The sequence below is a fragment of the Burkholderia sp. BCC0097 genome (assembly GCF_902832985.1).
Taxonomy (GTDB): Bacteria; Pseudomonadota; Gammaproteobacteria; order Burkholderiales; family Burkholderiaceae; genus Burkholderia; species Burkholderia orbicola.
Map to the genome: position 1 here is coordinate 464,201 of NZ_CADFDM010000006.1, position 23,139 is coordinate 487,339.

At 67.2% G+C, this 23,139-nt stretch carries 21 protein-coding genes; 10 read left to right on the forward strand and 11 right to left on the reverse strand.

Annotated features, from left to right (window positions below; genetic code table 11):
- The first annotated feature begins 663 nt into the window (after window positions 1–663).
- From HWX07_RS22560 to HWX07_RS22575, 4 genes are all read left to right on the forward strand, one after another.
- A complete protein-coding gene (locus HWX07_RS22560; protein ID WP_175877732.1) occupies window positions 664–1,809 on the forward strand; it encodes a homoserine O-acetyltransferase in 1,146 nt (381 codons plus the stop codon).
- Window positions 1,806–2,414, forward strand: coding sequence for a methionine biosynthesis protein MetW (gene metW, locus HWX07_RS22565; RefSeq protein ID WP_006755281.1), 609 nt, complete (start codon window positions 1,806–1,808; stop codon window positions 2,412–2,414). Before HWX07_RS22560 ends, metW begins: the two co-directional genes overlap by 4 nt.
- 116 nt (window positions 2,415–2,530) lie before the next feature.
- Window positions 2,531–3,952: an AmpG family muropeptide MFS transporter gene (locus HWX07_RS22570; protein ID WP_175877733.1), complete on the forward strand. Its 1,422-nt coding sequence runs from the start codon at window positions 2,531–2,533 to the stop codon at window positions 3,950–3,952.
- Entirely contained in the window at window positions 3,942–4,985 is a 1,044-nt protein-coding gene (locus HWX07_RS22575) for a M48 family metallopeptidase (protein WP_175877734.1), read from the forward strand. Before HWX07_RS22570 ends, HWX07_RS22575 begins: the two co-directional genes overlap by 11 nt.
- A 23-nt stretch (window positions 4,986–5,008) precedes the next feature.
- On the opposite strand, the gene HWX07_RS22580 is transcribed toward HWX07_RS22575, so the two are convergent.
- Window positions 5,009–5,953, reverse strand: coding sequence for an AraC family transcriptional regulator (locus tag HWX07_RS22580; protein WP_011694440.1), 945 nt, complete (start codon window positions 5,951–5,953; stop codon window positions 5,009–5,011).
- Between the two features lie 225 nt (window positions 5,954–6,178).
- Between HWX07_RS22580 and HWX07_RS22585 the strand changes: the two genes are divergently transcribed.
- Window positions 6,179–7,231 (forward strand): NAD(P)-dependent alcohol dehydrogenase, encoded by a 1,053-nt coding sequence (locus tag HWX07_RS22585; protein WP_175877735.1) that lies wholly within the window; start codon window positions 6,179–6,181, stop codon window positions 7,229–7,231.
- Between the two features lie 86 nt (window positions 7,232–7,317).
- On the opposite strand, the gene HWX07_RS22590 is transcribed toward HWX07_RS22585, so the two are convergent.
- From HWX07_RS22590 to gatC, 5 genes are all read right to left on the reverse strand, one after another.
- Window positions 7,318–8,091, reverse strand: a complete 774-nt coding sequence (locus tag HWX07_RS22590) for an exodeoxyribonuclease III (protein ID WP_089468737.1) — start codon at window positions 8,089–8,091, stop codon at window positions 7,318–7,320.
- 41 nt (window positions 8,092–8,132) lie between these two features.
- Entirely contained in the window at window positions 8,133–8,972 is an 840-nt protein-coding gene (locus tag HWX07_RS22595; RefSeq protein ID WP_175877736.1) for a polyphosphate kinase 2 family protein, read from the reverse strand.
- A 118-nt stretch (window positions 8,973–9,090) separates the two neighbouring features.
- Window positions 9,091–10,566 (reverse strand): Asp-tRNA(Asn)/Glu-tRNA(Gln) amidotransferase subunit GatB, encoded by a 1,476-nt coding sequence (gatB, locus tag HWX07_RS22600; RefSeq protein WP_175877737.1) that lies wholly within the window; start codon window positions 10,564–10,566, stop codon window positions 9,091–9,093.
- 4 nt (window positions 10,567–10,570) lie between these two features.
- A complete protein-coding gene (gatA, locus tag HWX07_RS22605; protein WP_175877738.1) occupies window positions 10,571–12,061 on the reverse strand; it encodes an Asp-tRNA(Asn)/Glu-tRNA(Gln) amidotransferase subunit GatA in 1,491 nt (496 codons plus the stop codon).
- A gap of 69 nt (window positions 12,062–12,130) precedes the next feature.
- Window positions 12,131–12,430 (reverse strand): Asp-tRNA(Asn)/Glu-tRNA(Gln) amidotransferase subunit GatC, encoded by a 300-nt coding sequence (gatC, locus tag HWX07_RS22610; RefSeq protein WP_006477478.1) that lies wholly within the window; start codon window positions 12,428–12,430, stop codon window positions 12,131–12,133.
- Between the two features lie 367 nt (window positions 12,431–12,797).
- Here gatC and HWX07_RS22615 point away from each other — a divergent pair, with 367 nt between their 5' ends.
- The 5 genes from HWX07_RS22615 (at window position 12,798) to rodA (ending at window position 19,115) form a co-directional block, all read left to right on the forward strand.
- On the forward strand, window positions 12,798–13,841 hold the full coding sequence (locus HWX07_RS22615; RefSeq protein ID WP_004189550.1) for a rod shape-determining protein: 1,044 nt from the start codon (window positions 12,798–12,800) through the stop codon (window positions 13,839–13,841).
- Window positions 13,842–13,979: 138 nt separating this feature from the next.
- A complete protein-coding gene (gene mreC, locus HWX07_RS22620; protein ID WP_175877739.1) occupies window positions 13,980–15,056 on the forward strand; it encodes a rod shape-determining protein MreC in 1,077 nt (358 codons plus the stop codon).
- Complete coding sequence (gene mreD / locus HWX07_RS22625) at window positions 15,053–15,565, forward strand: rod shape-determining protein MreD (protein WP_006477476.1); 513 nt, start codon at window positions 15,053–15,055, stop codon at window positions 15,563–15,565. The genes mreC and mreD overlap by 4 nt, the downstream gene beginning before the upstream one ends.
- 101 nt (window positions 15,566–15,666) lie before the next feature.
- The gene (mrdA, locus tag HWX07_RS22630; RefSeq protein WP_175877740.1) at window positions 15,667–17,955 is read left to right on the forward strand and encodes a penicillin-binding protein 2; all 2,289 of its coding nucleotides are present in this window, start codon (window positions 15,667–15,669) and stop codon (window positions 17,953–17,955) included.
- 11 nt (window positions 17,956–17,966) lie between these two features.
- Window positions 17,967–19,115, forward strand: coding sequence for a rod shape-determining protein RodA (gene rodA / locus HWX07_RS22635; RefSeq protein ID WP_175877741.1), 1,149 nt, complete (start codon window positions 17,967–17,969; stop codon window positions 19,113–19,115).
- Between the two features lie 75 nt (window positions 19,116–19,190).
- Here the strand turns inward: rodA and HWX07_RS22640 are convergent, their stop codons facing one another.
- The 5 genes from HWX07_RS22640 to queC all read right to left on the reverse strand — a co-directional run bounded on the left by HWX07_RS22640 (window position 19,191) and on the right by queC (window position 22,978).
- Window positions 19,191–19,943: a tetratricopeptide repeat protein gene (locus HWX07_RS22640; RefSeq protein WP_175877742.1), complete on the reverse strand. Its 753-nt coding sequence runs from the start codon at window positions 19,941–19,943 to the stop codon at window positions 19,191–19,193.
- Window positions 19,940–20,725: an aldolase/citrate lyase family protein gene (locus HWX07_RS22645; RefSeq protein ID WP_175877743.1), complete on the reverse strand. Its 786-nt coding sequence runs from the start codon at window positions 20,723–20,725 to the stop codon at window positions 19,940–19,942. The genes HWX07_RS22640 and HWX07_RS22645 overlap by 4 nt, the downstream gene beginning before the upstream one ends.
- Before the next feature lie 338 nt (window positions 20,726–21,063).
- Entirely contained in the window at window positions 21,064–21,516 is a 453-nt protein-coding gene (gene queD, locus HWX07_RS22650; protein ID WP_006482561.1) for a 6-carboxytetrahydropterin synthase QueD, read from the reverse strand.
- 18 nt (window positions 21,517–21,534) lie between these two features.
- Entirely contained in the window at window positions 21,535–22,167 is a 633-nt protein-coding gene (gene queE / locus HWX07_RS22655) for a 7-carboxy-7-deazaguanine synthase (RefSeq protein ID WP_175877744.1), read from the reverse strand.
- A gap of 76 nt (window positions 22,168–22,243) precedes the next feature.
- A complete protein-coding gene (queC, locus tag HWX07_RS22660; protein ID WP_062911126.1) occupies window positions 22,244–22,978 on the reverse strand; it encodes a 7-cyano-7-deazaguanine synthase QueC in 735 nt (244 codons plus the stop codon).
- Window positions 22,979–23,139: the final 161 nt, after the last annotated feature.

The window sequence follows — 23,139 nt, forward strand, 5'->3', positions numbered from 1 at the left end:
ATCGATACGGCGACTCGGCGAGAGCGATGACAAATAAGCTCAACGCTTACGGCTTTCCGGAAAGAAATGCGAAACGTGCGTGCTGGGGAATCACCCGAACAGGAGGTGAAAAATCATGCCGCAGGGCCGCCGAATCACGCGTTTCAACCGGATAGTGAAAGCTGGTTGGAACTCTATTGGCGGGCACCCATCTCGAAAACGGGACTGTTACTAAATCAGTCCGCATGGAACTAGAATTCGTACTATTTATTTTTGATACTCGTGAATTTTTACAAGATTTGAAGGATCTAGCGCGCCATGCTTCCGACTGAATAATTTGATATTTTTTGTATTGAAAATCGGAGCATCCGGTCTTGCAGACGCAAATCGGGCACGGCCGCACGCGTCGATACCGGGCGTGAGCGGGCCCCTGCGATCGCGCACGCGCCCGCCGCGAAAAATCCGCTATACTTTGCCGACTTGCCGCCCCTGCGGCGGCAGGTCGGAAGCGCGCCGATTTGCTGACTCGATTGCGGGCGCGCGAACCGGCCGGAACATTGACGTGCTGATGTGCGTTCGTCCCGGCGGTTCACTACAAATGCGGCTAAAGAGGTCGTCAGCCGCGCACCTTCGCCTCCGCGCATCGCCGACACCGTTTAGCCGCCCAGTCATAAGGCGGAACGAATGGAATCGATCGGCATCGTCGCTCCACAGACCATGCACTTCGCCGAACCGCTGCGCTTGCAAAGCGGCAGCGTGATCGGCAACTATCAGCTCGTCGTCGAGACGTACGGCGAGCTCAACGCCGCGCGCTCGAACGCGGTGCTCGTGTGCCACGCGCTCAATGCGTCGCACCACGTCGCCGGCGTCTACGCGGACGATCCGCGCAGCACCGGCTGGTGGGACAACATGGTCGGCCCGGGCAAGCCGCTCGACACCAACCGCTTCTTCGTGATCGGCGTGAACAACCTCGGCTCGTGCTTCGGCTCGACCGGCCCGATGAGCATCGACCCGTCGACCGGCAAGCCGTACGGCGCCAAGTTTCCGGTGGTGACCGTCGAGGACTGGGTGCATGCGCAAGCGCGCGTCGCCGACGCATTCGGCATCGAGCGCTTCGCCGCGGTGATGGGCGGCAGCCTCGGCGGCATGCAGGCGCTCGCATGGAGCTTGATGTATCCGGAGCGCGTCGCGCACTGCATCGACATCGCGTCGACGCCGAAACTGTCCGCGCAGAACATCGCGTTCAACGAGGTCGCGCGCTCGGCGATCCTGTCCGATCCCGATTTCCACGGCGGCGACTACTACGCGCACGGCGTGAAACCCAAGCGCGGCCTGCGCGTCGCGCGGATGATCGGCCACATCACGTACCTGTCCGACGACGACATGGCCGAGAAATTCGGCCGCGCGCTGCGCCGCGCCGACGGCGCGCTCGATGCGTACAACTTCAGCTTCGACGTCGAGTTCGAGGTCGAGTCGTACCTGCGCTACCAGGGCGACAAGTTCGCCGACTACTTCGACGCGAACACGTACCTGCTGATCACCCGCGCGCTCGACTACTTCGATCCGGCGAAGGCGTTCGACGGCAACCTGACGGCCGCGCTCGCGCACACGCAGGCGAAGTACCTGATCGCGAGCTTCTCGACCGACTGGCGCTTCGCGCCGGCGCGCTCGCGCGAGATCGTGAAGGCGCTGCTCGACAACAAGCGCACGGTCAGCTACGCGGAAATCGATGCGCCGCACGGCCACGACGCATTCCTGCTCGACGACGCGCGCTATCACAACCTGCTTCGCGCGTATTACGAACGAATCGCCAACGAGGTGGGAGCATGAACCAGCAAGCACTGAACTCCCTGTCCGCGCGCGCGGACTTCCGCACGATCGCGCGCTGGGTCGAGCCGCGCTCGACCGTGCTCGACCTCGGCTGCGGCGACGGCTCGCTGCTCGCGCTGCTGATGGAGGAGCTGGACGTCACCGGCTACGGGATCGAACTGAACGACGCGGGCGTGCTCGCGAGCGCGAAGAACGGCATCAACGTGATCCAGCAGAACCTCGAGGACGGCCTGCGCCTGTTCGAGGACCACAGCTTCGATATCGCGATCCTGTCGCAAACGCTGCAAACGATCCACCAGACGGCCGCGATCCTGCGCGAAACGGCGCGCGTCGGCCGCGAGTGCATCGTGTCGTTCCCGAACTTCGGCTACTGGCCGCACCGGCTGTCGGTGCTGAACGGCCGGATGCCGGTATCGAAATCCCTGCCTTACCAGTGGCACAACACGCCGAACGTGCGGGTGCTGACGATCGAGGATTTCGAGGCGCTGGCGCCCGAAGTAGGTGTCACGATTCTCGACCGCGTCGTGCTGCACGAAGGCCAGCCGATTCGATGGGGAGCGAACTGGCGTGGTAGTCTTGCTGTCTATCGCGTCAAGCGCAGCTGAGCCGGGGAGCCGTTGACGGAAGATCCGGCCCGCCCAAGCGCGCGGCCGCCCCTCCTGTGCCGTGCGCGCCGCCTGCGCTGCCGCCGCCATCAGTCAACGCTACCCAGTTCCAGTCCATGTCGAAAACGCCACACGAGGCGCCCGCACTCACCGCTCACGAGGATCACCCCGGCTGGCGCGCCTATCTGAACACGCACATGCTGATCTGCGTGTTCCTGGGCTTCACGTCGGGGCTGCCCCTGTTCACGCTCGTCTACCTCGTGCAGGCATGGCTGCGCTCCGAGGGCGTGAACCTGAAGGAAATCGGCCTGTTCGCGCTGATCCAGTTCCCGTATACGTGGAAGTTCCTGTGGGCGCCGCTAATGGACCGCTACATCCCGCGCCTGCCCGGCTGGCGGCCGGGCCGCCGGCGCGGCTGGCTGCTGCTTACGCAGCTGCTGGTCGCCGGCGCGATCGCCGCGCTCGGCTTCGTGTCGCCGCGCGACTCGATCTGGACGGTCGCCGCGCTCACGACGCTCGTCGCGTTCTTCGGCGCGAGCGCCGACATCGTGATCGACGCGTATCGCCGAGAGCTGCTGCGCGACACCGAGCAGGGCCTCGGCAACGCGGTGCACGTGAACGCGTACAAGCTCGCCGCGCTGATCCCCGGTTCGCTCGCGCTGATCCTGTCCGACCACCTGCCTTGGGACGCCGTGTTCGCGATCACCGGCGCGTTCATGCTGCCGGGCATCCTGATGACGCTCGTCGTACGCGAGCCGGAAGTGGTCGGCACGCCGCCGCGCAACCTGCGCGACGCGATCGTGCTGCCGTTCCGCGAATTCATCCAGCGCGACGGCTGGGCCGGCGCGCTGCTCGTCATCGCGTTCATCTTCCTGTTCAAGATCGGCGACACGATGGCGACCACGCTGTCGACGTCGTTCTTCCTCGACATCGGCTTCTCGCGCACCGAGATCGGCATCGTCGCGAAAACCACCGCGCTCGTCGCGAGCGTCGCCGGCGGCATCATCGGCGGCATCTGGCTCGTGAAGATCGGCATCGGTCGCGGGCTGTGGATCTTCGGCGCGCTGCAGATGGTGTCGACGCTCGGCTTCGCGTGGCTCGCGCAGCTCGGCCCCGGCTCGCCGGTGCTCGCGATGCTGTACGACTTCACGGTCGCGGCCAGCCACGCGCTCGCGTCGTTCATGTCGGTGTTCGGTGTCGAGATCACGCCGAAGCTAAGCCCGATGACGGTCGCGCTCGCGCTCGTCTACGGCTTCGAAACCTTCACGACCGGCCTGACGATGGCCGCGTTCGTCGCGTATATCGCGAGCACGACCGACCCGCGCTATACGGCCACGCAGTTCGCGCTGTTCACGAGCCTCGCGTCGGTGCCGCGCACGCTGGCGTCGGCTGCGAGCGGCTTCGTCGTCGCGAAGATCGGCTGGTACGACTATTTCATCGTGTGCACCGCGCTCGCGATTCCCGGCATGCTGCTGCTGTTCAAGATCGCGCCATGGAACGGTGCCGCGCGCAACGGCGAGGCGAGCCGTGCGCGGTAACCGCCTGCATCGTCTCGCGCGCGTGACGGCTGCGTTGAGCGTCGGCGCCGCGGCACTGGCCGCGACGAGTGCGTACGCGACCGACATCGGCGCGACGGCTGCGGGCTCCGCACCGGCCGCCGCGCCGCCCGCCCCCGCCACGTCTGCCGCGCCCGTCCCGCCGTCCGCCGCCGAAGGCGCGCAGCCGACCGGCGCGGCGGTGCCGGCGAAAGCCTATACGCCGACGCCGCCGCAAGTCCGCTACGGCAACGCGATCGCGTTCCGCACGCTGATCCCGTCGCCGCTCCTCGAGCAGCTCACCGCGAACGAATACGCGCAGATCGTGCAGACGGCCGCCGACAGCAACCGCCTGCTGAGCGCGAACCAGCCGCGCGTGAAGCGGCTGCGCGCGATCGTCGCGAAGCTCGCGCCGTATTCGGTGAAGTGGAACGACCGCGTGAAAAGCTGGGCGTGGGACGTGAACGCGATCCGCTCGCGCGACATCCGCCTGACCTGCCTGCCGGGCGGCAAGGTGCTGGTGTACGGCGGCATGCTCGACCGCGTGCGCCTGAACGACGACGAACTCGGCGTGCTGCTCGCGCACGGCATCGCGCATGCGCTGCGCGAACACGCGCGCAGCAACTTCAGCGTGAGCTCGCAGACGTCGCTGCGCGCGGCCGCGCTGCCGCCGCTGTTCGGCGTCGGCGATCCGCTGCCGCAGGCGCTGAACCTCGGCGAGCGTCTGCAATCGCTCCACTACGATCCGACCGACGAGACCGAGGCCGACGTGATCGGCGGCGACATCGCCGCACGCGCGGGCTTCGATCCGCGCGCGGCGATCACGCTGTGGGACAAGCTCGCGGTCGCGACGCGCGCGAACAAGGCGTCGGGCTTCATCTACACGCACCCGTACAGCGCCGCGCGCCGCCAGGATCTGCTGAACCGGCTGCCGGACCTGATGCCGCTGTACGCGAAGGCGACGGGCAAACGCGTCGAATCGCTGCCCGACTATGCGGGCATCAGCGCGCAGCGGCGCAAGATCACCCGGCGCTGAGCCGCCGCGCGAGACGCGGGACGCTATGCGTCCGCATCGGCCATCGCCGGGCGCACCCCGCTGTCACGCATCCAGCGCACGTCATCCGCGGGGCTACGGCCGAACAACCGCTTGAACTCGCGACTGAACTGCGACGCGCTCGCATAGCCGACCCGCGCGGCCGCCGCACCGGCGCCCAGCCCGTCGCGCACCATCATCAGCCGCGCCTGGTGCAGCCGCGCGGTCTTCACGTACTGCATCGGCGACGTCGCCGTCACGTGCTTGAACTGCGCGTGAAACACCGCGAGGCTCATCCCGGCTTCGCGGGCAAGCGTCTCGACGTCGAGATCGGCCCTCAGCTCCGCATGGATGCGTCGCAGCGCCTTCGCGATGCGGCCGAAATGATGCTGCTGCACGAGGGCCGCGCGCATCGCGTCGCCCTGTTCGCCGGTCAGCACGCGATACGCGATCTCGCGCATGATCGCGGGCCCCAGCACGCGCGTGTCGTGCGGCGACGCGAGCGCTTCGAGCAGCCGCACGACCGCGTCGGCCAGCGGCGCGTCGAGCGGCGTCGAATAGACGCCGAGCGGCTCGCTGATCGCCGCGCCGAGCGTCTCGTCGAGCAGGATCGCGAGCTCGGCGATCACCGCGAGATCGACGCGGATCGAGATCGCGAGAAACGGCTCGTCCATGCTCGCGAACGTCTCGCATTCGAACGGCAGCGGCACCGACAGCACCAGGTATTGCTGCGCGTCGTACACGAATGAGCGGTCGCCGAGATAGCCGAGCTTGCGCCCCTGGCACACGACGATGATGCTCGGCTCGTACAACACGGGCATGCGCGGCGCGGGACGGCTCACGCGGAGCAAGCGCACGCCGTCGAGCGCCGCGAGCGTGTCGCCCTCGTTCGGCGCAAGGCGCGTGTGCAGCTCGATCATGCGGCGCTGCACGCGGTCGCCCGAGTCGGCAAAAAGGGGCTGGAAGCTCATCTGCGTGGTCCTGTCCGGCAAGAGAATCTGGCTCGCAATTTAGCACCTTGAACGCGTTTTGACGGGCGTTCGCGCGTAATTCAAGAGGAATAGGCAAATCTTCCAGACCTTCATGTATTTCGCCGCAGCGGTGCGCTCCTTACGATAGGCACCTGTCTCGCCGCATCGCCACATGATGCGGCGGCAGTCTGTTTCGCCGGATGTTTCCGGACAAGGAGCCTTTGCATGAGCACGACCTATGCCTACGCGGCGACCGATTCGCAATCGCCGCTCGCCCCGTTCGAATTCCAGCGTCGCGCGCTGCGCGACCTCGACGTCCAGATCGACGTCCTCTACTGCGGCGTCTGCCACTCCGACCTTCACCAGGCGCGCAACGAATGGCGCAACACGATCTACCCGGTCGTGCCCGGCCATGAAATCGTCGGCCGCGTGACCGCGACCGGCCCGCAGGTGTCGCGCTTCAAGGTCGGCGAGCTGGTCGGCGTCGGCTGTCTCGTCGATTCGTGCCGCACCTGCGCGAGCTGCGAAGAAGGCCTCGAGCAGTATTGCGAGAACGGCTTCGTCGGCACCTACAACGGCCAGGACCGCGTGACGGGCGACATCACGTACGGCGGCTATTCGACGCAGCTCGTCGTCGACGAGGCGTTCGTGCTGCGCGTGCCGGACACGCTCGACCCGGCCGGCGCCGCGCCGCTGCTGTGCGCGGGGATCACGACCTACTCGCCGCTGCGGCAGTGGAACGTCGGCCCCGGCAAGAAGGTCGGGATCGTCGGTCTCGGCGGCCTCGGCCACATGGGCGTGAAGCTGGCGCGCGCGATGGGTGCGCACGTCGTGCTGTTCACGACGTCGCCGTCGAAGATCGAGGACGGCAAGCGGCTCGGTGCGCATGAAGTGGTGATCTCGAAGGACGAAGCGCAGATGAACGCGCACCTGAACAGCTTCGACTTCATCCTGAACACGGTCGCCGCGCAGCATGACCTGAACCCGTTCCTGCACCTGCTCAAGCTCGACGGCACGATGACGCTCGTCGGCGCACCGGAGCACGACCATCCGTCGCCGCAGGTGTTCAACCTGATCTTCAAGCGCCGCCGCCTCGCGGGCTCGCTGATCGGCGGGATCGCGGAGACGCAGGAAATGCTGGATTTCTGCGCGGAGCACGGGATCACGTCCGATATCGAAACGATTCCGATGCAGCAGATCAACGCCGCCTACGAGCGGATGCTGAAGAGCGACGTGAAGTACCGGTTCGTGGTGGACATGGCATCGCTGAAGCAGTAAGCCGCGCCCCAAACGAAACGGGCCGCATGTTCGACATGCGGCCCGTTTCGCATTCGGCGGCTACGCGCACCGCGTAGCGCCGGCCATCACTTCGCGTAGTCGTAATCGATCGTCAGCGGCGCATGATCGCTGAACTTGATGTCCTTGAAGATCGACGTGCTTTTCGCGGTACCGGCCACGCCCGGGGTCGCGATCTGGTAATCGATCCGCCACCCGACGTTCTTCGCGTACGCCTGGCCGCGGTTGCTCCACCACGTGTACTGCTCGGGGCGCTGATCGAGCGTGCGGAACACGTCGACGTAGCCGACGTCGTCGAACAGCTTCGTGAGCCACTCGCGTTCTTCCGGCAGGCAGCCCGAGTTCTTCTGGTTGCTCTTCCAGTTCTTGATGTCGATTTCCTTGTGGACGATGTTCACGTCACCGCACAGGATCACCTCGCGCTTCTTCTTCAGCGCCGCGAGGTGCGGCATGAATTCGGCCATGAAGCGGTACTTCGCCTGCTGGCGCTCTTCGCCGCTCGAACCGGACGGCACGTACACCGACACGACCGACAGCTTGCCGTAGCGCGCCTCGACGTAGCGCCCTTCGGGATCGAACTCGCTGCTGCCGAAACCGATGATCACGTCATCGGGCTCGCGGCGGCTGTACACGCCCGCGCCGCTGTAGCCCTTCTTCTCGGCGTGGTGGAAATAGCTCTTGAAGCCGTGCGGCTCGACGAATTCGGCCGGCAGGTCGTCGGCCGACACCTTGATTTCCTGCACGCATACGCAATCGGCGTTCTGTTCGCCGAGCCAGTCGAAGAAGCCCTTCTTCGCGGCGGAGCGGATGCCGTTCAGGTTGGCGGTAATCACTCGCATCATGTCGGGTTCCGTTCAGTTCGATGTTTTTACAGGGGGGCAGCTTAACGGATCTTCACGCCTTCGAGCTCGGGCTTCGGCGGCGGGAATTCCAGCTTCATGTCGGTCATCGTGCGCAGCAGCAGCTCGGCGATCATCACGTTGCGGTGCGTCTTCGAATTCGCCGGAATCACGTACCACGGCGCATGCTCGGCCGACGTCGCGGCGAGCGCGTCGCGGTATGCGGACTGGTAGGCGTCCCAGTGCTTGCGCGCGTCGAGATCGGAGATGTCGAATTTCCAGTGCTTGGTCGGGTCGTCGATGCGCGCCTGCAACCGTGCGCGCTGCTCGTCCTTCGAGATGTGCAGGAAGCACTTGACGATGGTCGTGCCGTTCTCGAACAGCATCGTCTCGAAATCGCGGATCTGCCGGTAGCGGCGCTCGCACTCCTTGTCGCCGATCGCGCCGAGCACGCGCGGCACCAGCACGTCTTCGTAGTGGCTGCGGTTGAAGATCGCGAGCTCGCCCGCCGCCGGCACCTGCGCATGCACGCGCCACAGGAAGTCGTGCGCGGCCTCGATCGGCGTCGGCGCCTTGAACGGCACGATGCGCAGGCCGAGCGGGTCGACCTCGCGAAACACCGCGCGCACGGTGCCGTCCTTGCCGCTGGTGTCCATCCCTTGCAGCACGAGCAGCACGCGCTTCTTCTGCTGCGTGTGCAGGCGCTCCTGCTGCACGTCGAGCTCGGTCGACACGACCGACAGCCGTTCGCGGTCGGCCTCCTTCGAGCCGGACGAAAACGGCTTCTCGGCCGGGTCGAACGCGTCGAGCTTGAATGCGGCGGCTTCCTTCTCGCGCGTGCTGTAGGGCACGCGGAAATCGTCGAGCGACGGTTGTTTCGCCATTCGTTCCTCCGTTGGACGGTGTGGTGCATACGATAACGCATCCACCAAACGCGACGGGCCGCCCCGAACTGGTTCGGAGCGGCCCGTCGTCAAGCGCGGTTCAGACGCGCGCGCATGCTCAGCCGAGCTTCTTCTTCAGCAGTTCGTTGACCTGCTGCGGATTGGCCTTGCCCTTGGTCGCCTTCATCGCCTGGCCGATCAGCGCGTTGAACGCCTTTTCCTTGCCGGCGCGGAATTCCTCGACCGACTTCGCGTTCGCCGCGAGCACTTCGTCGATGATCGCTTCCAGCGCGCCGGTGTCGGAGATCTGCTTCAGGCCCTTCGCGTCGATGATGCGGTCGGCCGCGCCTTCGTCGGTCGCCTTCTCGTCCCAGATCGTCGCGAAGATTTCCTTCGCGATCTTGTTCGAGATCGTGCCGTCGGCGATGCGCTGCAGCAACAGCGCGAGCTGCGCGGCCGACACCGGAATCGCGTCGATCTCGATGCCGTCGCGGTTCAGTTGCGACGACACGTCGCCCATCAGCCAGTTCGCGACGATCTTCGCATTCGCCGCGCCGGCCTTCGCGACCACCGACTCGAAGTACGCGGCCATCGCCTTGCTCGACGTCAGCACGCCCGCGTCGTACGCGGATACGCCGTACTCGTCGACGAAGCGCTGCTGCATCGCGGCCGGCAGCTCCGGCATGCCGGACTGCACGCGCTCGACCCAGTCCCGGCCGATCACGAGCGGCATCAGGTCGGGGTCGGGGAAGTAGCGGTAATCGTGCGCGTCTTCCTTGCTGCGCATCGAGCGTGTCTCACGCTTGTCCGGGTCGTACAGGCGCGTTTCCTGCACGACTTCGCCGCCGTCCTCGATCAGCTCGATCTGGCGATGCACTTCGTAGTTGATCGCTTCCTCCAGGAACCGGAACGAGTTCAGGTTCTTGATTTCCGCGCGCGTGCCGAACTTCTCCTGGCCGACCGGGCGCACCGACACGTTCGCGTCGCAGCGGAACGAGCCTTCCTGCATGTTGCCGTCGCAGATGCCGAGCCACACGACGAGCGCGTGCAGCGCCTTCGCGTACGCAACGGCCTCGGCCGCACTGCGCATTTCCGGCTCGGTGACGATCTCGAGCAGCGGCGTGCCCGCGCGGTTCAGGTCGATCCCGGTCATGCCGGCGAAGTCTTCATGCAGCGACTTGCCCGCGTCTTCCTCGAGGTGCGCGCGGGTCAGGTTGACCGTCTTCTCGTACGCAGGCTTGCCGGCCTTCTCGTTGGCGGGCACCTGGATCGTGATCTGGCCGCCCTGCACGACCGGAATCTCGTACTGGCTGATCTGATAGCCCTTCGGCAGATCGGGGTAGAAATAATTCTTGCGCGCGAAGATGCTGCGCGGCGCGATGGTCGAGCCGATCGCGAGGCCGAAGCGGATCGCCCGCTCGACCGCGCCGCGGTTCAGCACCGGCAGCACGCCCGGCAGCGCCAGGTCGACCGGGCACGCCTGCGTGTTCGGCTCGGCGCCGAACTGCGTCGATGCGCCCGAGAAAATCTTCGAGACGGTCGACAGTTGCGCGTGCGTCTCGAGACCGATAACGACTTCCCACTGAGTAGCCATGTGCTTACACCCCCGCCGGAACTTGCTTGTGCCAGTCGGTCGCGCGCTGGAACGCGTCGGCGACCTGCAGCATCCGGGCTTCGTTGAAATAGTTGCCGATGATCTGCAGACCGACCGGGCGCTTCGCGTTCGCGCCCGCGCCGAAGCCGCACGGCACGCTCATGCCGGGCAGGCCCGCGAGGCTCACCGACAGCGTGTAGATATCCGCGAGATACATCTGCACCGGATCGTCGCCCTTCGCGCCGAGATCCCATGCGACCGTCGGCGAAGCCGGGCCCATGATCACGTCGCAGGACTTGAACGCTTCCTGGAAATCGTTCGCGATGATGCGGCGGATCTTCTGCGCCTGCAGGTAGTACGCGTCGTAGTAGCCGTGCGACAGCACGTAGGTGCCGACGAGAATCCGGCGCTTCACTTCAGGCCCGAAGCCTTCCGCGCGCGACTTCTTGTACATGTCGAGCAGATCGCCGTACTGCGCGGCGCGGTGGCCGAAGCGCACACCGTCGAAACGCGACAGGTTGGACGACGCTTCCGCCGGCGCGATCACGTAGTACACGGGGATCGACAGTTCCGTCTTCGGCAGCGACACCGGCACGAGCGTCGCGCCGAGCGCTTCGTATTGCTTGAGCGCCGCATCGATCGTCGCACGCACGTCGTCGGCGAGGCCCGCGCCGAAATACTCGTTCGGCAAGCCGATGCGCAGACCCGCGAGCGGCTTGGCCGCGTCGTTGCCGGCCGCCCACGGCTGACCGAGGTGGCGCGTGAAGTCTTCGTCGTCGCGCTCGAGGCTCGTCGAGTCGCGCTCGTCGAAGCCGGCCATCGCGTTCAGCAGCAGCGCGCAGTCGGACGCGCTCTGCGCCATCGGGCCGCCCTGGTCGAGCGACGACGCGAACGCGATCATCCCGTAGCGCGACACGCGGCCATAGGTCGGCTTGATGCCCGTCACGCCCGCGAACGACGCGGGCTGGCGGATCGAGCCGCCGGTGTCGGTGCCGGTCGCGGCTGGCGCGAGGCGCGCGGCGACGGCCGCCGAGCTGCCGCCCGAGCTGCCGCCCGGCACTGCGTTCGTGTCCCACGGGTTCTTCACCGCGCCGAACGCCGAATTCTCGTTGGACGAGCCCATCGCGAACTCGTCCATGTTGGTCTTGCCGAGCGTGACCATGCCGGCCGCCTGCAGGCGGGCGACGACGGTCGCGTCGAACGGGCTCTCGTAGTTCGCGAGCATCTTCGAGCCGGCGGTCGAGCGCCAGCCGCGCGTGACGAACACGTCCTTGTGCGCGATCGGCAGGCCGGTGAGCGCGCCGCCCGCGCCGCGCGCGAGTTCGGCGTCGGCGGCTTTCGCCTGCGCGAGGGTGAGGTCGGCGTCGACGTGGACGAACGCGTTCAGGTCGCGCGCGGCGTCGATCCGTTTCAGATAGTGCTGCGCGAGCTCGACGGCCGAGCATTCCTTGGCGGCGAGCGCGGCGCGCAGTTCGGTCAGGCTTTTTGCGTGCATTGAGTGGTTTTCCTGGGAATTCTGGGTGGCGCGCGGCGCTGGACGGCCGGCGCGCTTGTCATCGAATGCTTACTCGATCACCTTCGGCACGAGATAGAGGCCGTCCTGGACGGCCGGCGCCGGACGCTGGTTGTCGTCGCGATTGACGACTTCCGTCACGGCGTCGTCGCGCAGGCGCTGCGCGACTTCCTGGATCTGTTCGATCGGGTGGGCGAGCGGCGCGATGCCGGCGGTGTCGACCGCCTGCATCTGTTCGACGAGGCCGAAGAATTCATTGAGCTGGCCGAGCATGTGCTCGGCGTCGGCGTCGGCCATTTCGAGTCGCGCCAGGTGCGCGATGCGTTTCACATCGGTCAGGGTCAGGGCCATGCGATCACCGGAAAAACAAGGCTGCGCAGTGCATCGAAAGCAGCACTGCGGCGGGGGGTTGGAGGGTGCGATCCCACCCTCAAAAATCGGGGCCGAAGCGGCAAAAATACCGCCCGTTTCGATTCAAATACCGTGAAATTATAAGGTATCATTACGCGTTCGACCCAAACCCGGCAGCCTTTTCCCGCACCGTTTCGCCCTGCTTCGGCAAGCCGTGCGTGCTTCGTGCGATCCCCGGTAGACATCACTCGCAGCTTCGTGCGCCGCGGCGGCCGCTTCCGCCACGCTTCCCGAGGCTGTTATTTTTTCCGCTGCCGCCCTCAGCGCTCGCTATGCAGGGCCGGCCCAGAGCGAAACAGGATTCTGAATGTTCGGTTTTTTGCGCAGCTACTTCTCCAACGATCTCGCGATCGACCTCGGCACCGCAAACACCCTGATCTACATGCGCGGCAAGGGCATCGTGCTCGATGAGCCGTCCGTCGTGTCGATCCGCCAGGAAGGCGGCCCCAACGGCAAGAAGACGATCCAGGCGGTCGGCAAGGAAGCCAAGCAGATGCTCGGCAAGGTGCCGGGCAACATCGAGGCGATCCGCCCGATGAAGGACGGCGTGATCGCCGACTTCACCGTCACCGAGCAGATGATCAAGCAGTTCATCAAGACGGCCCACGAGTCGCGCATGTTCTCGCCGTCGCCGCGCATCATCATCTGCGTGCCGTGCGGCTCGACCCAGGTCGAGCGCCGCGCGATCAAGGAAGCGGCGCACGGCGCCGGCGCGTCGCAGGTCTACCTGATCGAGGAGCCGATGGCGGCCGCGATCGGCGCGGGCCTGCCGGTCTCGGAAGCCACCGGCTCGATGGTCGTCGACATCGGCGGCGGCACGACCGAAGTCGGTGTGATCTCGCTCGGCGGCATCGTCTACAAGGGCTCGGTGCGCGTCGGCGGCGACAAGTTCGACGAGGCGATCGTCAACTACATCCGCCGCAACTACGGGATGCTGATCGGCGAGCAGACCGCCGAGGCGATCAAGAAGGAAATCGGCTCCGCGTTCCCGGGCTCCGAAGTCAAGGAAATGGAAGTGAAGGGCCGCAACCTGTCGGAAGGCATCCCGCGCAGCTTCACGATCTCCAGCAACGAAATCCTCGAAGCACTGACCGATCCGCTGAACCAGATCGTGTCGTCGGTGAAGATCGCGCTCGAACAGACGCCGCCGGAACTCGGCGCCGACATCGCCGAACGCGGGATGATGCTGACGGGCGGCGGCGCGCTGCTGCGCGACCTCGATCGCCTGCTCGCGGAAGAAACCGGCCTGCCGGTGCTCGTCGCGGAAGATCCGCTGACCTGCGTCGTGCGCGGTTCGGGCATGGCGCTCGAGCGCATGGACAAGCTGGGCAGCATCTTCTCGTACGAGTGATCGCCCAGTGATCGCCTAGGCAGTCCCGTTTGATATGACGCACCCGCGGCGTGGCCGGATCGCTCGTTCAGAACGAACCGCCGCGCCGTTTGCGCGTCTGAGCATTATTTAACCGATCACACGCGCCCGGCGCCGACCATGGAATACAGTCCGCCGCCCCTCTTCAAGCAAGGTCCGCCCGCGCTCGCGCGGCTCATCTTCTTCGTCGCCCTCGCCATCGCGCTCCTCGTGTCGGACGCGCGCTTCAGCACGCTCGAAATCGTGCGCGGCGTGCTCGGCACCGTGCTCTACCCGCTGCAACGCGCGGCGCTCGTGCCGCGCGACCTGTTCATGGGCGCGGCCGACCTCGCCGTCACCGGCGCGGCGCTGCGCCACGAAAACGACGATCTCCGCAAGCGCAACCTGCAATTGTCCACGCAGGCCAACCAGGCCGCCGTGCTCACGCAGGAGAACGCGCACCTGCGTGCGGTGCTTGAACTGCGCCAGCACATCGCGACGCAATCGACGCCGGTCGAGATCCAGTACGACACGAGCGATCCGTTCACGCAGAAGATCGTGGTCGGGCAAGGCTCGCAGCAAGGCATCCAGGACGGCTCGCCCGTCGTCAGCGAGGACGGCGTGATCGGCCAGGTCACGCGCGTGTTCCCGCTGCAATCCGAAGTCACGCTGGTCACCGACCGCGATCTCGCGATTCCCGTGCAGGTGCTGCGCACCGGCCTGCGCAGCGTGATCTACGGCACGCCGAAGGGCGATTCGCTCGACCTGCGCTTCGTGCCGACCAGCGCGGATCTCGTCGCCGGCGACGAGCTGATCACGAGCGGCCTCGATGGCGTCTATCCGCCCGGCCTGCCGGTCGCGAAGGTCGTGCGCGTCGACAAGCTCGCCGATACCGCGTTCGCCCGGGTGACCTGCGCGCCGGTCGCGGCCGTGCGCGGCGCGCGCCAGATGCTCGTGCTGCATTACCGCAATGACATCCCGCCGCGCCCGGCCGAGCCCGATCCCGCCGCCGAGAAGAACGCGAAAGGCAAGAAGGGCGCGAAAGCCGCCGCGAAGGGCGAGAAGGCCGAGAAAACCGACAAGGCCGACGCGAACGCGAAGCCGGCCGCCGCGGCCCAGCCCGGTGCGAAGCCGGCGCCCGCGGCGCCTGCCGCGCCGGCCCAGCCCGCCGCCGCGCCCGCGAAGCCCACGGCCGGGCAATCAGGAGCCCAGCGATGAACCGCCCGCAATACATCCTGCAGCCGGTCAATCCGTACTTCATCGTCTTCAGCCTCGCCGCCGCGTTCCTGCTGAACCTGATGCCGTGGGGCCGCCTGCCCGGCGTGCCCGATTTCGTCGCGCTCGTGCTGCTGTTCTGGAACATCCACCAGCCGCGCAAGGTCGGGATGGGCGTCGCGTTCGCGCTCGGCATCCTGATGGACGTGCACGACGCGGGGCTGCTCGGCGAGCACGCGCTCGCCTATACGCTGCTGTCGTACGGCGCGATCACGATCCACCGCCGCGTGCTGTGGATGCCGATCGGCGTGCAGGTGCTGTACGTGACGCCGCTGCTGGTCGCCGCGCAGCTCGTGCCGTTCGTGATCCGCCTGCTGATGGGCGCCGCGTTCCCCGGCTGGCGCTATCTCGTCGACGGTTTCGTCGAAGCTGCGCTGTGGCCGATCGCGAGCCACCTGCTGCTGATGCCGCAACGCCGCCCGGTCGACCCGGACGATACGCGCCCGATCTGAGCCGGACCAACCTTGAATACCCGCCGCCCCCACGCCCGCCGCGCGCCGCGCTCCGGGGCGGCACCTCGCCCGCGTCCGCGCGCGGGCCAGATTGCCCTTAAATGACCGAATTCAACGACACCCAACAGCAGCTCTCGAGGTTCCGCCTGCGCGTCGCGGCGGCGGGCGTGTTCGTGTTCGTCTGCTTCGGGCTGCTCGCGAGCCGCTTCTTCTACCTGCAGTTGATGCAGCACGGCAAATACGCGCTGCAGGCCGAGGAAAACCGCATCTCGGTCGCGCCGATCGTGCCGAACCGCGGGATCATCACCGACCGCAACGGCGTGATCCTCGCGAAGAACTACTCGGCGTACACGCTGGAGATCACGCCGTCGAAGCTCGACGACACGCTCGACAACACGATCGACAAGCTGTCCGAGATCATCCCGATCGACGCCCGCGACCGCCGCCGCTTCAAGAAGCTCCAGGAAGACTCGAAGAATTTCGAGAGCCTGCCGATCCGCACGCGGCTCACCGACGCCGAAGTCGCGCGCTTCACCGCGCAGCGCTTCCGCTTCCCCGGCGTCGACGTGCGCGCGCGGCTGTTCCGCCAGTACCCGCTCGGCATGACGGCCGCGCACGTGATCGGCTATATCGGCCGGATCTCCAAGCGCGACCAGGATCGCATCGACGCGATGAGCGACGACAACGACAGCGACCAGGAGCACTACGATCCGCGCCGCGACGCGAACAACTACAAGGGCACCGACTACATCGGCAAGATCGGCGTCGAGCAGAGCTACGAGACCGAGCTGCACGGGCTGACGGGCTTCGAGGAAGTCGAGGTGACGGCCGGCGGCCGGCCGGTGCGCACGCTGTCGCGCACGCAGGCGACGCCCGGCAACAATCTCGTGCTGTCGCTCGACATCGGGCTGCAGCAGGTCGCCGAGCAGGCGTTCGCCGGCAAGCGCGGCGCGCTCGTCGCGATCGAGCCGAAGACGGGCGACGTGCTCGCGTTCGTATCGTCGCCGAGCTTCGACCCGAATTCGTTCGTCGACGGCATCGACCAGCAGACCTGGGACGAGCTGAACAACTCGCCCGACAAGCCGCTCCTGAACCGCCCGCTGCACGGCACCTACCCGCCCGGCTCGACGTACAAGCCGTTCATGGCGCTCGCGGGCCTCACGCTCGGCAAGCGCACGCCGGGCTGGGGCTTCCAGGACCCGGGCTACTTCACGTTCGGCGGCCACACGTTCCGCAACGACGTGCGCTCGGGCCAGGGCTGGGTCGACATGAACAAGGCGATCATGGTGTCGAACGACACCTACTTCTACATGCTCGCGCGCGACCTCGGCGTGAACGCGATCGCGAACTTCATGAAGCCGTTCGGCTTCGGCCAGATCACCGGGATCGACATCCAGGGCGAGGCGCGCGGGATCCTGCCGTCGACCGACTGGAAGAAGAAGGCGTTCAAGAAGGCCGCGCAGCAGAAGTGGTTCGACGGCGAGACGATCAGCCTCGGGATCGGCCAGGGCTACAACTCGTTCACGATCCTGCAGCTCGCGCACGCCACGGCAACGCTCGCGAACAACGGCGTCGTGATGAAGCCTCACCTCGTGAAGGAAGTCGAGGACCCGATCTCGCGGGCGCGCCACCTGACCGTGCCGAAGGAAAGCGAGGTGATCCCGCTGAAGGCGGCCGACATCGACGTCGTGAAGCGCGGGATGGAGAACGTGATCGAGAACCCGTCCGGGACCGCGTACAAGGTGTTCCGCGGCGCGCCGTACCTCGCCGCCGGCAAGACCGGTACCGCGCAGGTGTTCTCGCTGCAGGGTTCGAACTACAAGGGCCACCTGCTCGCCGAACACCTGCGCGACCACGCGCTGTTCATCGCATACGCGCCGGTCGACCATCCGCAGATCGCCGTCGCGCTGGTCGTCGAGAACGGCGGCTGGGGTGCGCAGGCCGCCGGGCCGATCGCACGCCGCGTGCTCGACTACTACCTGGTCGAGCGCCAGAACCCGAAGAACGAGGCCGCGGCCGTGGCCGCCGCGGCGTCGGCGACCGAGCCGGTGAGCGCGCCGGTGGTCGGCGACACGTCGAAGCCGGCCACGATCGCGGCTGGCTTCACCGCGCTGCCGCAGCCGGTCGTGCCGTCGGCGGCCAGCGCGGCCGAGGCGGCATCGGCCGCGTCCGGAGCCTCGGGCGCCTTGGGTGCGGCTGGCGCCAGCGCCACGGCGCCGGCCGACGCGAGCGCCGCGGCGCCGATGGCCGCGAGCCTGCCGCCGATCCGGCGCCCGCACCGGCCGCGCCGGCCCGCCAGCGACGCGCAGCCGGTCGCCGCCGCGCCGCGGGACGACAACCATCGTGCGACGGCCCCCGCGAAAGCGGCGAACGCCGGCACCGCTCATTAACGGAGAAAGGCATGCAATTCGACAAGCGCGCCTGGCTCGACAAGATCAAGCAGATGTTCGCGGGCTTCGATCGCCCGCTCGCCCTCATCGTGTTCCTGCTGCTGTGCGTCGGCATCGTCACGCTGTACAGCGCGTCGATCGACATGCCGGGCCGCGTCGAGGACCAGTTGCGCAACATCCTGCTGACGTTCGTGCTGATGTGGGTGATCGCCAACATCCCGCCGACCACGCTGATGCGCTTCGCGGTCCCGCTCTACACGTTCGGGGTCGCACTGCTGATTGCGGTCGCGCTGTTCGGGATGACCAAGAAGGGCGCGAAGCGCTGGCTGAACGTCGGCGTCGTGATCCAGCCGTCCGAAATCCTCAAGATCGCGACGCCGCTGATGCTCGCGTGGTACTACCAGCGCCGCGAAGGCGGGCTGCGCTGGTACGACTTCATCGCCGCGTTCGGAATCCTGCTGGTGCCGGTCGGGCTGATCGCGAAGCAGCCCGACCTCGGCACGGGTCTGCTCGTGTTCGCGGCCGGCTTCTTCGTGATCTACCTCGCCGGCCTGTCGTTCAAGCTGATCGTGCCGGTGCTCGTCGCGGGCGTGCTCGCGGTCGGCTCGATCGCCGTGTTCGAGGAACGCATCTGCCAGCCCGAAGTACAGTGGCCGCTGATGCACGACTACCAGAAACACCGGGTGTGCACGCTGCTCGACCCGACCTCCGACCCGCTCGGCAAGGGCTTCCACACGATCCAGGCCGTGATCGCGATCGGCTCGGGCGGCGTGCTCGGCAAGGGCTACCTGAAAGGCACGCAGGCGCACCTCGAATTCATTCCGGAAAAGCACACCGACTTCATCTTCGCGGTGTTCTCGGAGGAATGGGGGCTCGCCGGCGGGCTCGTGCTGCTGACGCTGTACATGGCGCTGATCGCGCGCGGGCTCTACATCGCCGCGCAGGGCGCGACGCTGTTCGGCCGGCTGCTGGCGGGCTCGCTCACGCTCGCGTTCTTCGTCTACGCGTTCGTCAACATCGGGATGGTGAGCGGCGTGCTGCCGGTCGTCGGCGTGCCGTTGCCGTTCATGAGCTATGGCGGCACCGCGCTCACGACGCTCGGCATCGCGATCGGGATGATCATGAGCGTCGGGCGGCAGCGGCGGCTGATGAAGAGCTGATCGCGGCCCCGCTCCGCGGCACACGAAAACGGCGCCCCGGCGCCGTTTTTCACTGGATGCGCCGAATGCGGCCGCCTACTGCGACGGCGCGTGCGGCTTGCCCTGCTCCGCGCCGGCGCCCGATGCCGGCCCCGGCGCCTTCAGCCGCGCGCTCAGTTCCTTGAATTTCATCCCGGCCGTCTCGTCGCCCTGCGCGGCCGCCGCCGCGTAATACGCACGTGCGATGTTCAGGTTCTGCGCGACGCCGTCGCCGCCGCGCTCGTAGAACGACGCCGTCACGTACTGCGCGGTCGGCTCGCCCGCGTCGGCGGCCTGCTTGTACCAGGCGAACGCCTGCCGGTTGTCGCGCGGCGTGCCGCGCCCGTCGAGGAACTGGTTCGCGAGCGACAGCTCGGCCTGCACGTGCCCCTGCTTCGCGGCGCGCAGGAACCAGCGATGCGCTTCCGCCGGATTGCGCGCGACGAACTCGCCATCGTCGAACATCCGGCCGTACACGTACTGCGCGTGCGACATGTTCGCGTCCGCCGCGCGCTTGAGCCAGCGCAGCCCTTCGTCGACGTTCGCCGTCACGCCTTCGCCCGTCAGCAGCATCATCGCGTAGTTGAACTGCGCGAGGCGATCGCCGCGCTCGGCCGCATCGTGGAACTGCACCAGCGCCGCGCGATAGTCGCCGGCGTTGTAGTCGGCAACCGCCGATTGCGTCTCGCGCGACGGGTCGGGCTTCGCTTGCGGCGCGCCCTGCGCGGCAGCCACCGCCCACACGGCCCACAGGCCGATCATCGTCCCGATCCGCGCGCGCCCGCGGCACGCACCGTCTGCGCCATTCATGACCGTACCTCCTGCAACGCCTGCCGCGTCGCACGCAATAGCCAGCTCACGTCGGCCGACACCGTGATCATCCGGTAACCGGCGTCGCGATACTGGCGCGCGGCCGCCGTGTCGCCCGCGAAGATGCCGACCGCGACGCCCGCCTGCTTGCCGGCCGCGAGCACGCGCGCCATCGCGGTTTCGACGTCCGGATGGCGGATGTCGCCGAGATGCCCGAGGCTCGCCGCGAGATCGGCCGGGCCGACGAACAGGCAATCGACGCCGGGCGTCGCCGTGATCCGCTCGACTTCGTCGACGCCGCGCGCCGATTCGACCTGCACGACCACAGCGACTTGCGCATTCGCCGTCTGCAGGTAGTCGCGGCGCATGCCGAACGCCGCCGCGCGCACCATGCCCGCGACACCGCGCAGCCCGTCGGGCGATTCGGGCGACGGGAAGCGCGTGAGCCGCACCGCGTGCGCGGCGTCGTCGGGCGTCTCGATACACGGGAACATCAGCGTGCGCGCCCCGGCGTCGAGCGCGCGCTTCACGAGCCACGGCTCGCGCGCCGGCACGCGCACGACCGGCTCGCTCGGCAGATGCGCCGCGGCGATCGCACGTAGTTGCGACGCCACGTCGCGACTGTCGTTCGGCGCATGCTCCATGTCGATGCAGAGCCAGTCGTAACCGGCGTGCGCGAGCGCTTCCGCGGCCGAGTCGCTGCCGAGCGACAGCCACAGGCCGTATAGCGGCTCGTCACCGTCGCGCAGGCGTTGTTTGAGGGAATTGGTGAGCGTGCTCATCGATACGGCCTCCGGAACGGAACGGCAATCGAACGGGACAAGCAACAGGCGCAGCGGAAAGCGGAATACACGCCGCCGGGCAACCGAAGCACGGTGGCGGCGGCAGATCGCGCGCCGGAGAACGTGAGTCGGCCCGGGACGGCCGATCTGACAGCGCGGGCCGCGCAATGGCTCGCGCGAGCGTTTTTCGGTGCGGCACGTCGATCATAGCGCGGCGGGCGCTCGATGCGGGAACCGACGGGGGGAAGCCGTACCGACGCGGGACGGAGGGAGACGAGGCCGCGGTGCGCGGCGACGGGCAGCCCGCGCCGGACGGCGGGCTGCGGGGGCAGGCAGGATCAGCGGCCGGGCTGGCGCTCAACGTCGGCCCAGCAGTTGGGCGTTTCGTACAGCCGCACGCGCTCGAGGCGCAGGTTCACGCCGTAGTGCGCGTCGTACACGTTCGCGAGGAGGTCGAACGCGATCGCCGCGAGGTTCTCGACGGTCGGGATCCGGTCGATCACGACCGTCTTGTGGTCGGCCATCTGCTCGAGGAACGAGCGTACGACCTCGTCGCGCGCATAGACCAGGAACGCGTGGTCCCACTTGCTGACGAGGTGCTCCATCGCGAGCGCCTTCACGTCGGCGAAATCCATCACCATGCCGCGGTCGGGTGCCCCCTCGGTATCGACGAGATCGCCGCGCAGCGTGATTTCGAGCACGTAGCGATGGCCGTGCAGGTTCCTGCACTGGCTGCGGTGATCGGGAATGCGGTGGCCCGCGTCGAATTCGAGTTTTCGGGTAATCAGCACGATGTCAAAAGCCGTGGCTCAGGGAATGTTCAGATATTTGTGGGTCTGCATCGACAGCCGCCACTGCGGATGACGCTTGCACCAGTCGATCGCGAGCTTCGTGTTGAGGTCGCGCGACGGGCCGTCCATTGGCTGGACCAGGAAATACTCGAAATCGAGCTTCGCGTAGTCGGCCAGCCGCTGGTTGTCCTGCGGCACGACGACCTTCAGTTCGTTGCCCTTCGTGACGACGAGCGGCGCATCGGCCTTCGGGCTCACGCAGATCCAGTCGATCGTGTCGAGCACCGGCAACGAACCGTTCGTCTCGATCGCGATCTCGAAGCCGGCCGCGTGCAGCTCGTCGACGAGCGGCTGGTCGAGTTGCAGCATCGGCTCGCCGCCCGTGCAGACGACGAAGCGGTGCGCTTCGCCCTCCGGCCACAGGCCGGCGATCGTCGCGACGAGCGCGGCGGCGTCCTTGAACTTGCCGCCGTTCTCGCCGTCGGTGCCGACGAAATCCGTATCGCAGAAGCGGCACACGGCCTCCGCACGATCCTCTTCGCGGCCCGACCACAGGTTGCAGCCGGCGAACCGGCAGAACACGGCCGGCCGGCCCGCATTCGCGCCCTCGCCCTGCAACGTGTAGAAAATTTCCTTGACCGCGTAAGTCATCGTGCTTCGTCCGGCTCGCGCCGCTCGTTGTCGATCAGAATCCGTTGTCCATCAAGCGCTGCCCGCGCGAGCCGCATCACAGCGGCGCTTCGGTCACCCGCTCGCCCTTCAGGTAAGCCTCGTAGCCGCGCTTGCGCAGCTTGCAGGCCGGGCATTCGCCGCAGCCGAAGCCCCAGTCGTGCAGTTCCGCGCGCTCGCCCACGTAGCACGTGTGCGTCTCGACGCGGATCAGTTCGACGAGCGCGTCGCCGCCGAGCTGTTCGGCGAGCTGCCAGGTCTGCGCCTTGTCGAGCCACATCAGCGGCGTCTCGAGCACCATGCGCGTATCCATCCCGAGATTCAGCGCGACCTGCAGCGCCTTCATCGTGTCGTCGCGGCAGTCGGGATAGCCCGAGAAATCGGTCTCGCACATCCCGCCGACCAGCACGCGCAGCCCGCGGCGATAGGCGATCGCCGCGGCGATCGTCATGAACATCAGGTTGCGGCCCGGCACGAACGTGTTCGGCAGGCCGTTGGCCGTCATCTCGATCTCGATCGTGCGCGTCATCGCGGTATCGCTGATCGCGCCGAGCACCGACAGGTCGATCATGTGATCGTCGCCGAGCCGGTCCGACCACGCCGGAAACCTGTGCTTCAGCGCTTCGCGCACGCCTTCGCGGCACTCGAGTTCGACGCGATGACGCTGGCCGTAATCGAAGCCGAGCGTCTCGACCGTCTGGTAGCGTTCGAGGGCCCATGCCACGCACGTGGCGGAATCCTGCCCGCCGGAAAACAACACGAGCGCGCCGTCTTTAGCGTCTGTCCGAATCACCGTGATACTCCGTGAATGTGTAGGCTCGCGTCGCACTGCGCCCCGAGGCCGGCTGCCGCCGGGCGGCCCGACGCGACCGGCCTGCGCCGGCTCGACCAGTATAGGCAGCGCGGTTGGCCGCGAATGCGGCGGCGCGCTTATACCGCTCATCGCGCGGCATC

Excerpts from the sequence above, each read along its gene's own strand:
- HWX07_RS22560 (WP_175877732.1), top strand. The coding sequence starts at position 664 with ATGGAATCGATCGGCATCGTCGCTCCACAGACCATGCACTTCGCCGAA.
- metW (WP_006755281.1), top strand. The coding sequence starts at position 1,806 with ATGAACCAGCAAGCACTGAACTCCCTGTCCGCGCGCGCGGACTTCCGC.
- HWX07_RS22570 (WP_175877733.1), top strand. The coding sequence starts at position 2,531 with ATGTCGAAAACGCCACACGAGGCGCCCGCACTCACCGCTCACGAGGAT.
- HWX07_RS22580 (WP_011694440.1), bottom strand. The coding sequence starts at position 5,953 with ATGAGCTTCCAGCCCCTTTTTGCCGACTCGGGCGACCGCGTGCAGCGC.
- HWX07_RS22585 (WP_175877735.1), top strand. The coding sequence starts at position 6,179 with ATGAGCACGACCTATGCCTACGCGGCGACCGATTCGCAATCGCCGCTC.
- HWX07_RS22590 (WP_089468737.1), bottom strand. The coding sequence starts at position 8,091 with ATGATGCGAGTGATTACCGCCAACCTGAACGGCATCCGCTCCGCCGCG.
- HWX07_RS22595 (WP_175877736.1), bottom strand. The coding sequence starts at position 8,972 with ATGGCGAAACAACCGTCGCTCGACGATTTCCGCGTGCCCTACAGCACG.
- gatB (WP_175877737.1), bottom strand. The coding sequence starts at position 10,566 with ATGGCTACTCAGTGGGAAGTCGTTATCGGTCTCGAGACGCACGCGCAA.
- gatA (WP_175877738.1), bottom strand. The coding sequence starts at position 12,061 with ATGCACGCAAAAAGCCTGACCGAACTGCGCGCCGCGCTCGCCGCCAAG.
- gatC (WP_006477478.1), bottom strand. The coding sequence starts at position 12,430 with ATGGCCCTGACCCTGACCGATGTGAAACGCATCGCGCACCTGGCGCGA.
- HWX07_RS22615 (WP_004189550.1), top strand. The coding sequence starts at position 12,798 with ATGTTCGGTTTTTTGCGCAGCTACTTCTCCAACGATCTCGCGATCGAC.
- mreC (WP_175877739.1), top strand. The coding sequence starts at position 13,980 with ATGGAATACAGTCCGCCGCCCCTCTTCAAGCAAGGTCCGCCCGCGCTC.
- mreD (WP_006477476.1), top strand. The coding sequence starts at position 15,053 with ATGAACCGCCCGCAATACATCCTGCAGCCGGTCAATCCGTACTTCATC.
- mrdA (WP_175877740.1), top strand. The coding sequence starts at position 15,667 with ATGACCGAATTCAACGACACCCAACAGCAGCTCTCGAGGTTCCGCCTG.
- rodA (WP_175877741.1), top strand. The coding sequence starts at position 17,967 with ATGCAATTCGACAAGCGCGCCTGGCTCGACAAGATCAAGCAGATGTTC.
- HWX07_RS22640 (WP_175877742.1), bottom strand. The coding sequence starts at position 19,943 with ATGAATGGCGCAGACGGTGCGTGCCGCGGGCGCGCGCGGATCGGGACG.
- HWX07_RS22645 (WP_175877743.1), bottom strand. The coding sequence starts at position 20,725 with ATGAGCACGCTCACCAATTCCCTCAAACAACGCCTGCGCGACGGTGAC.
- queE (WP_175877744.1), bottom strand. The coding sequence starts at position 22,167 with ATGACTTACGCGGTCAAGGAAATTTTCTACACGTTGCAGGGCGAGGGC.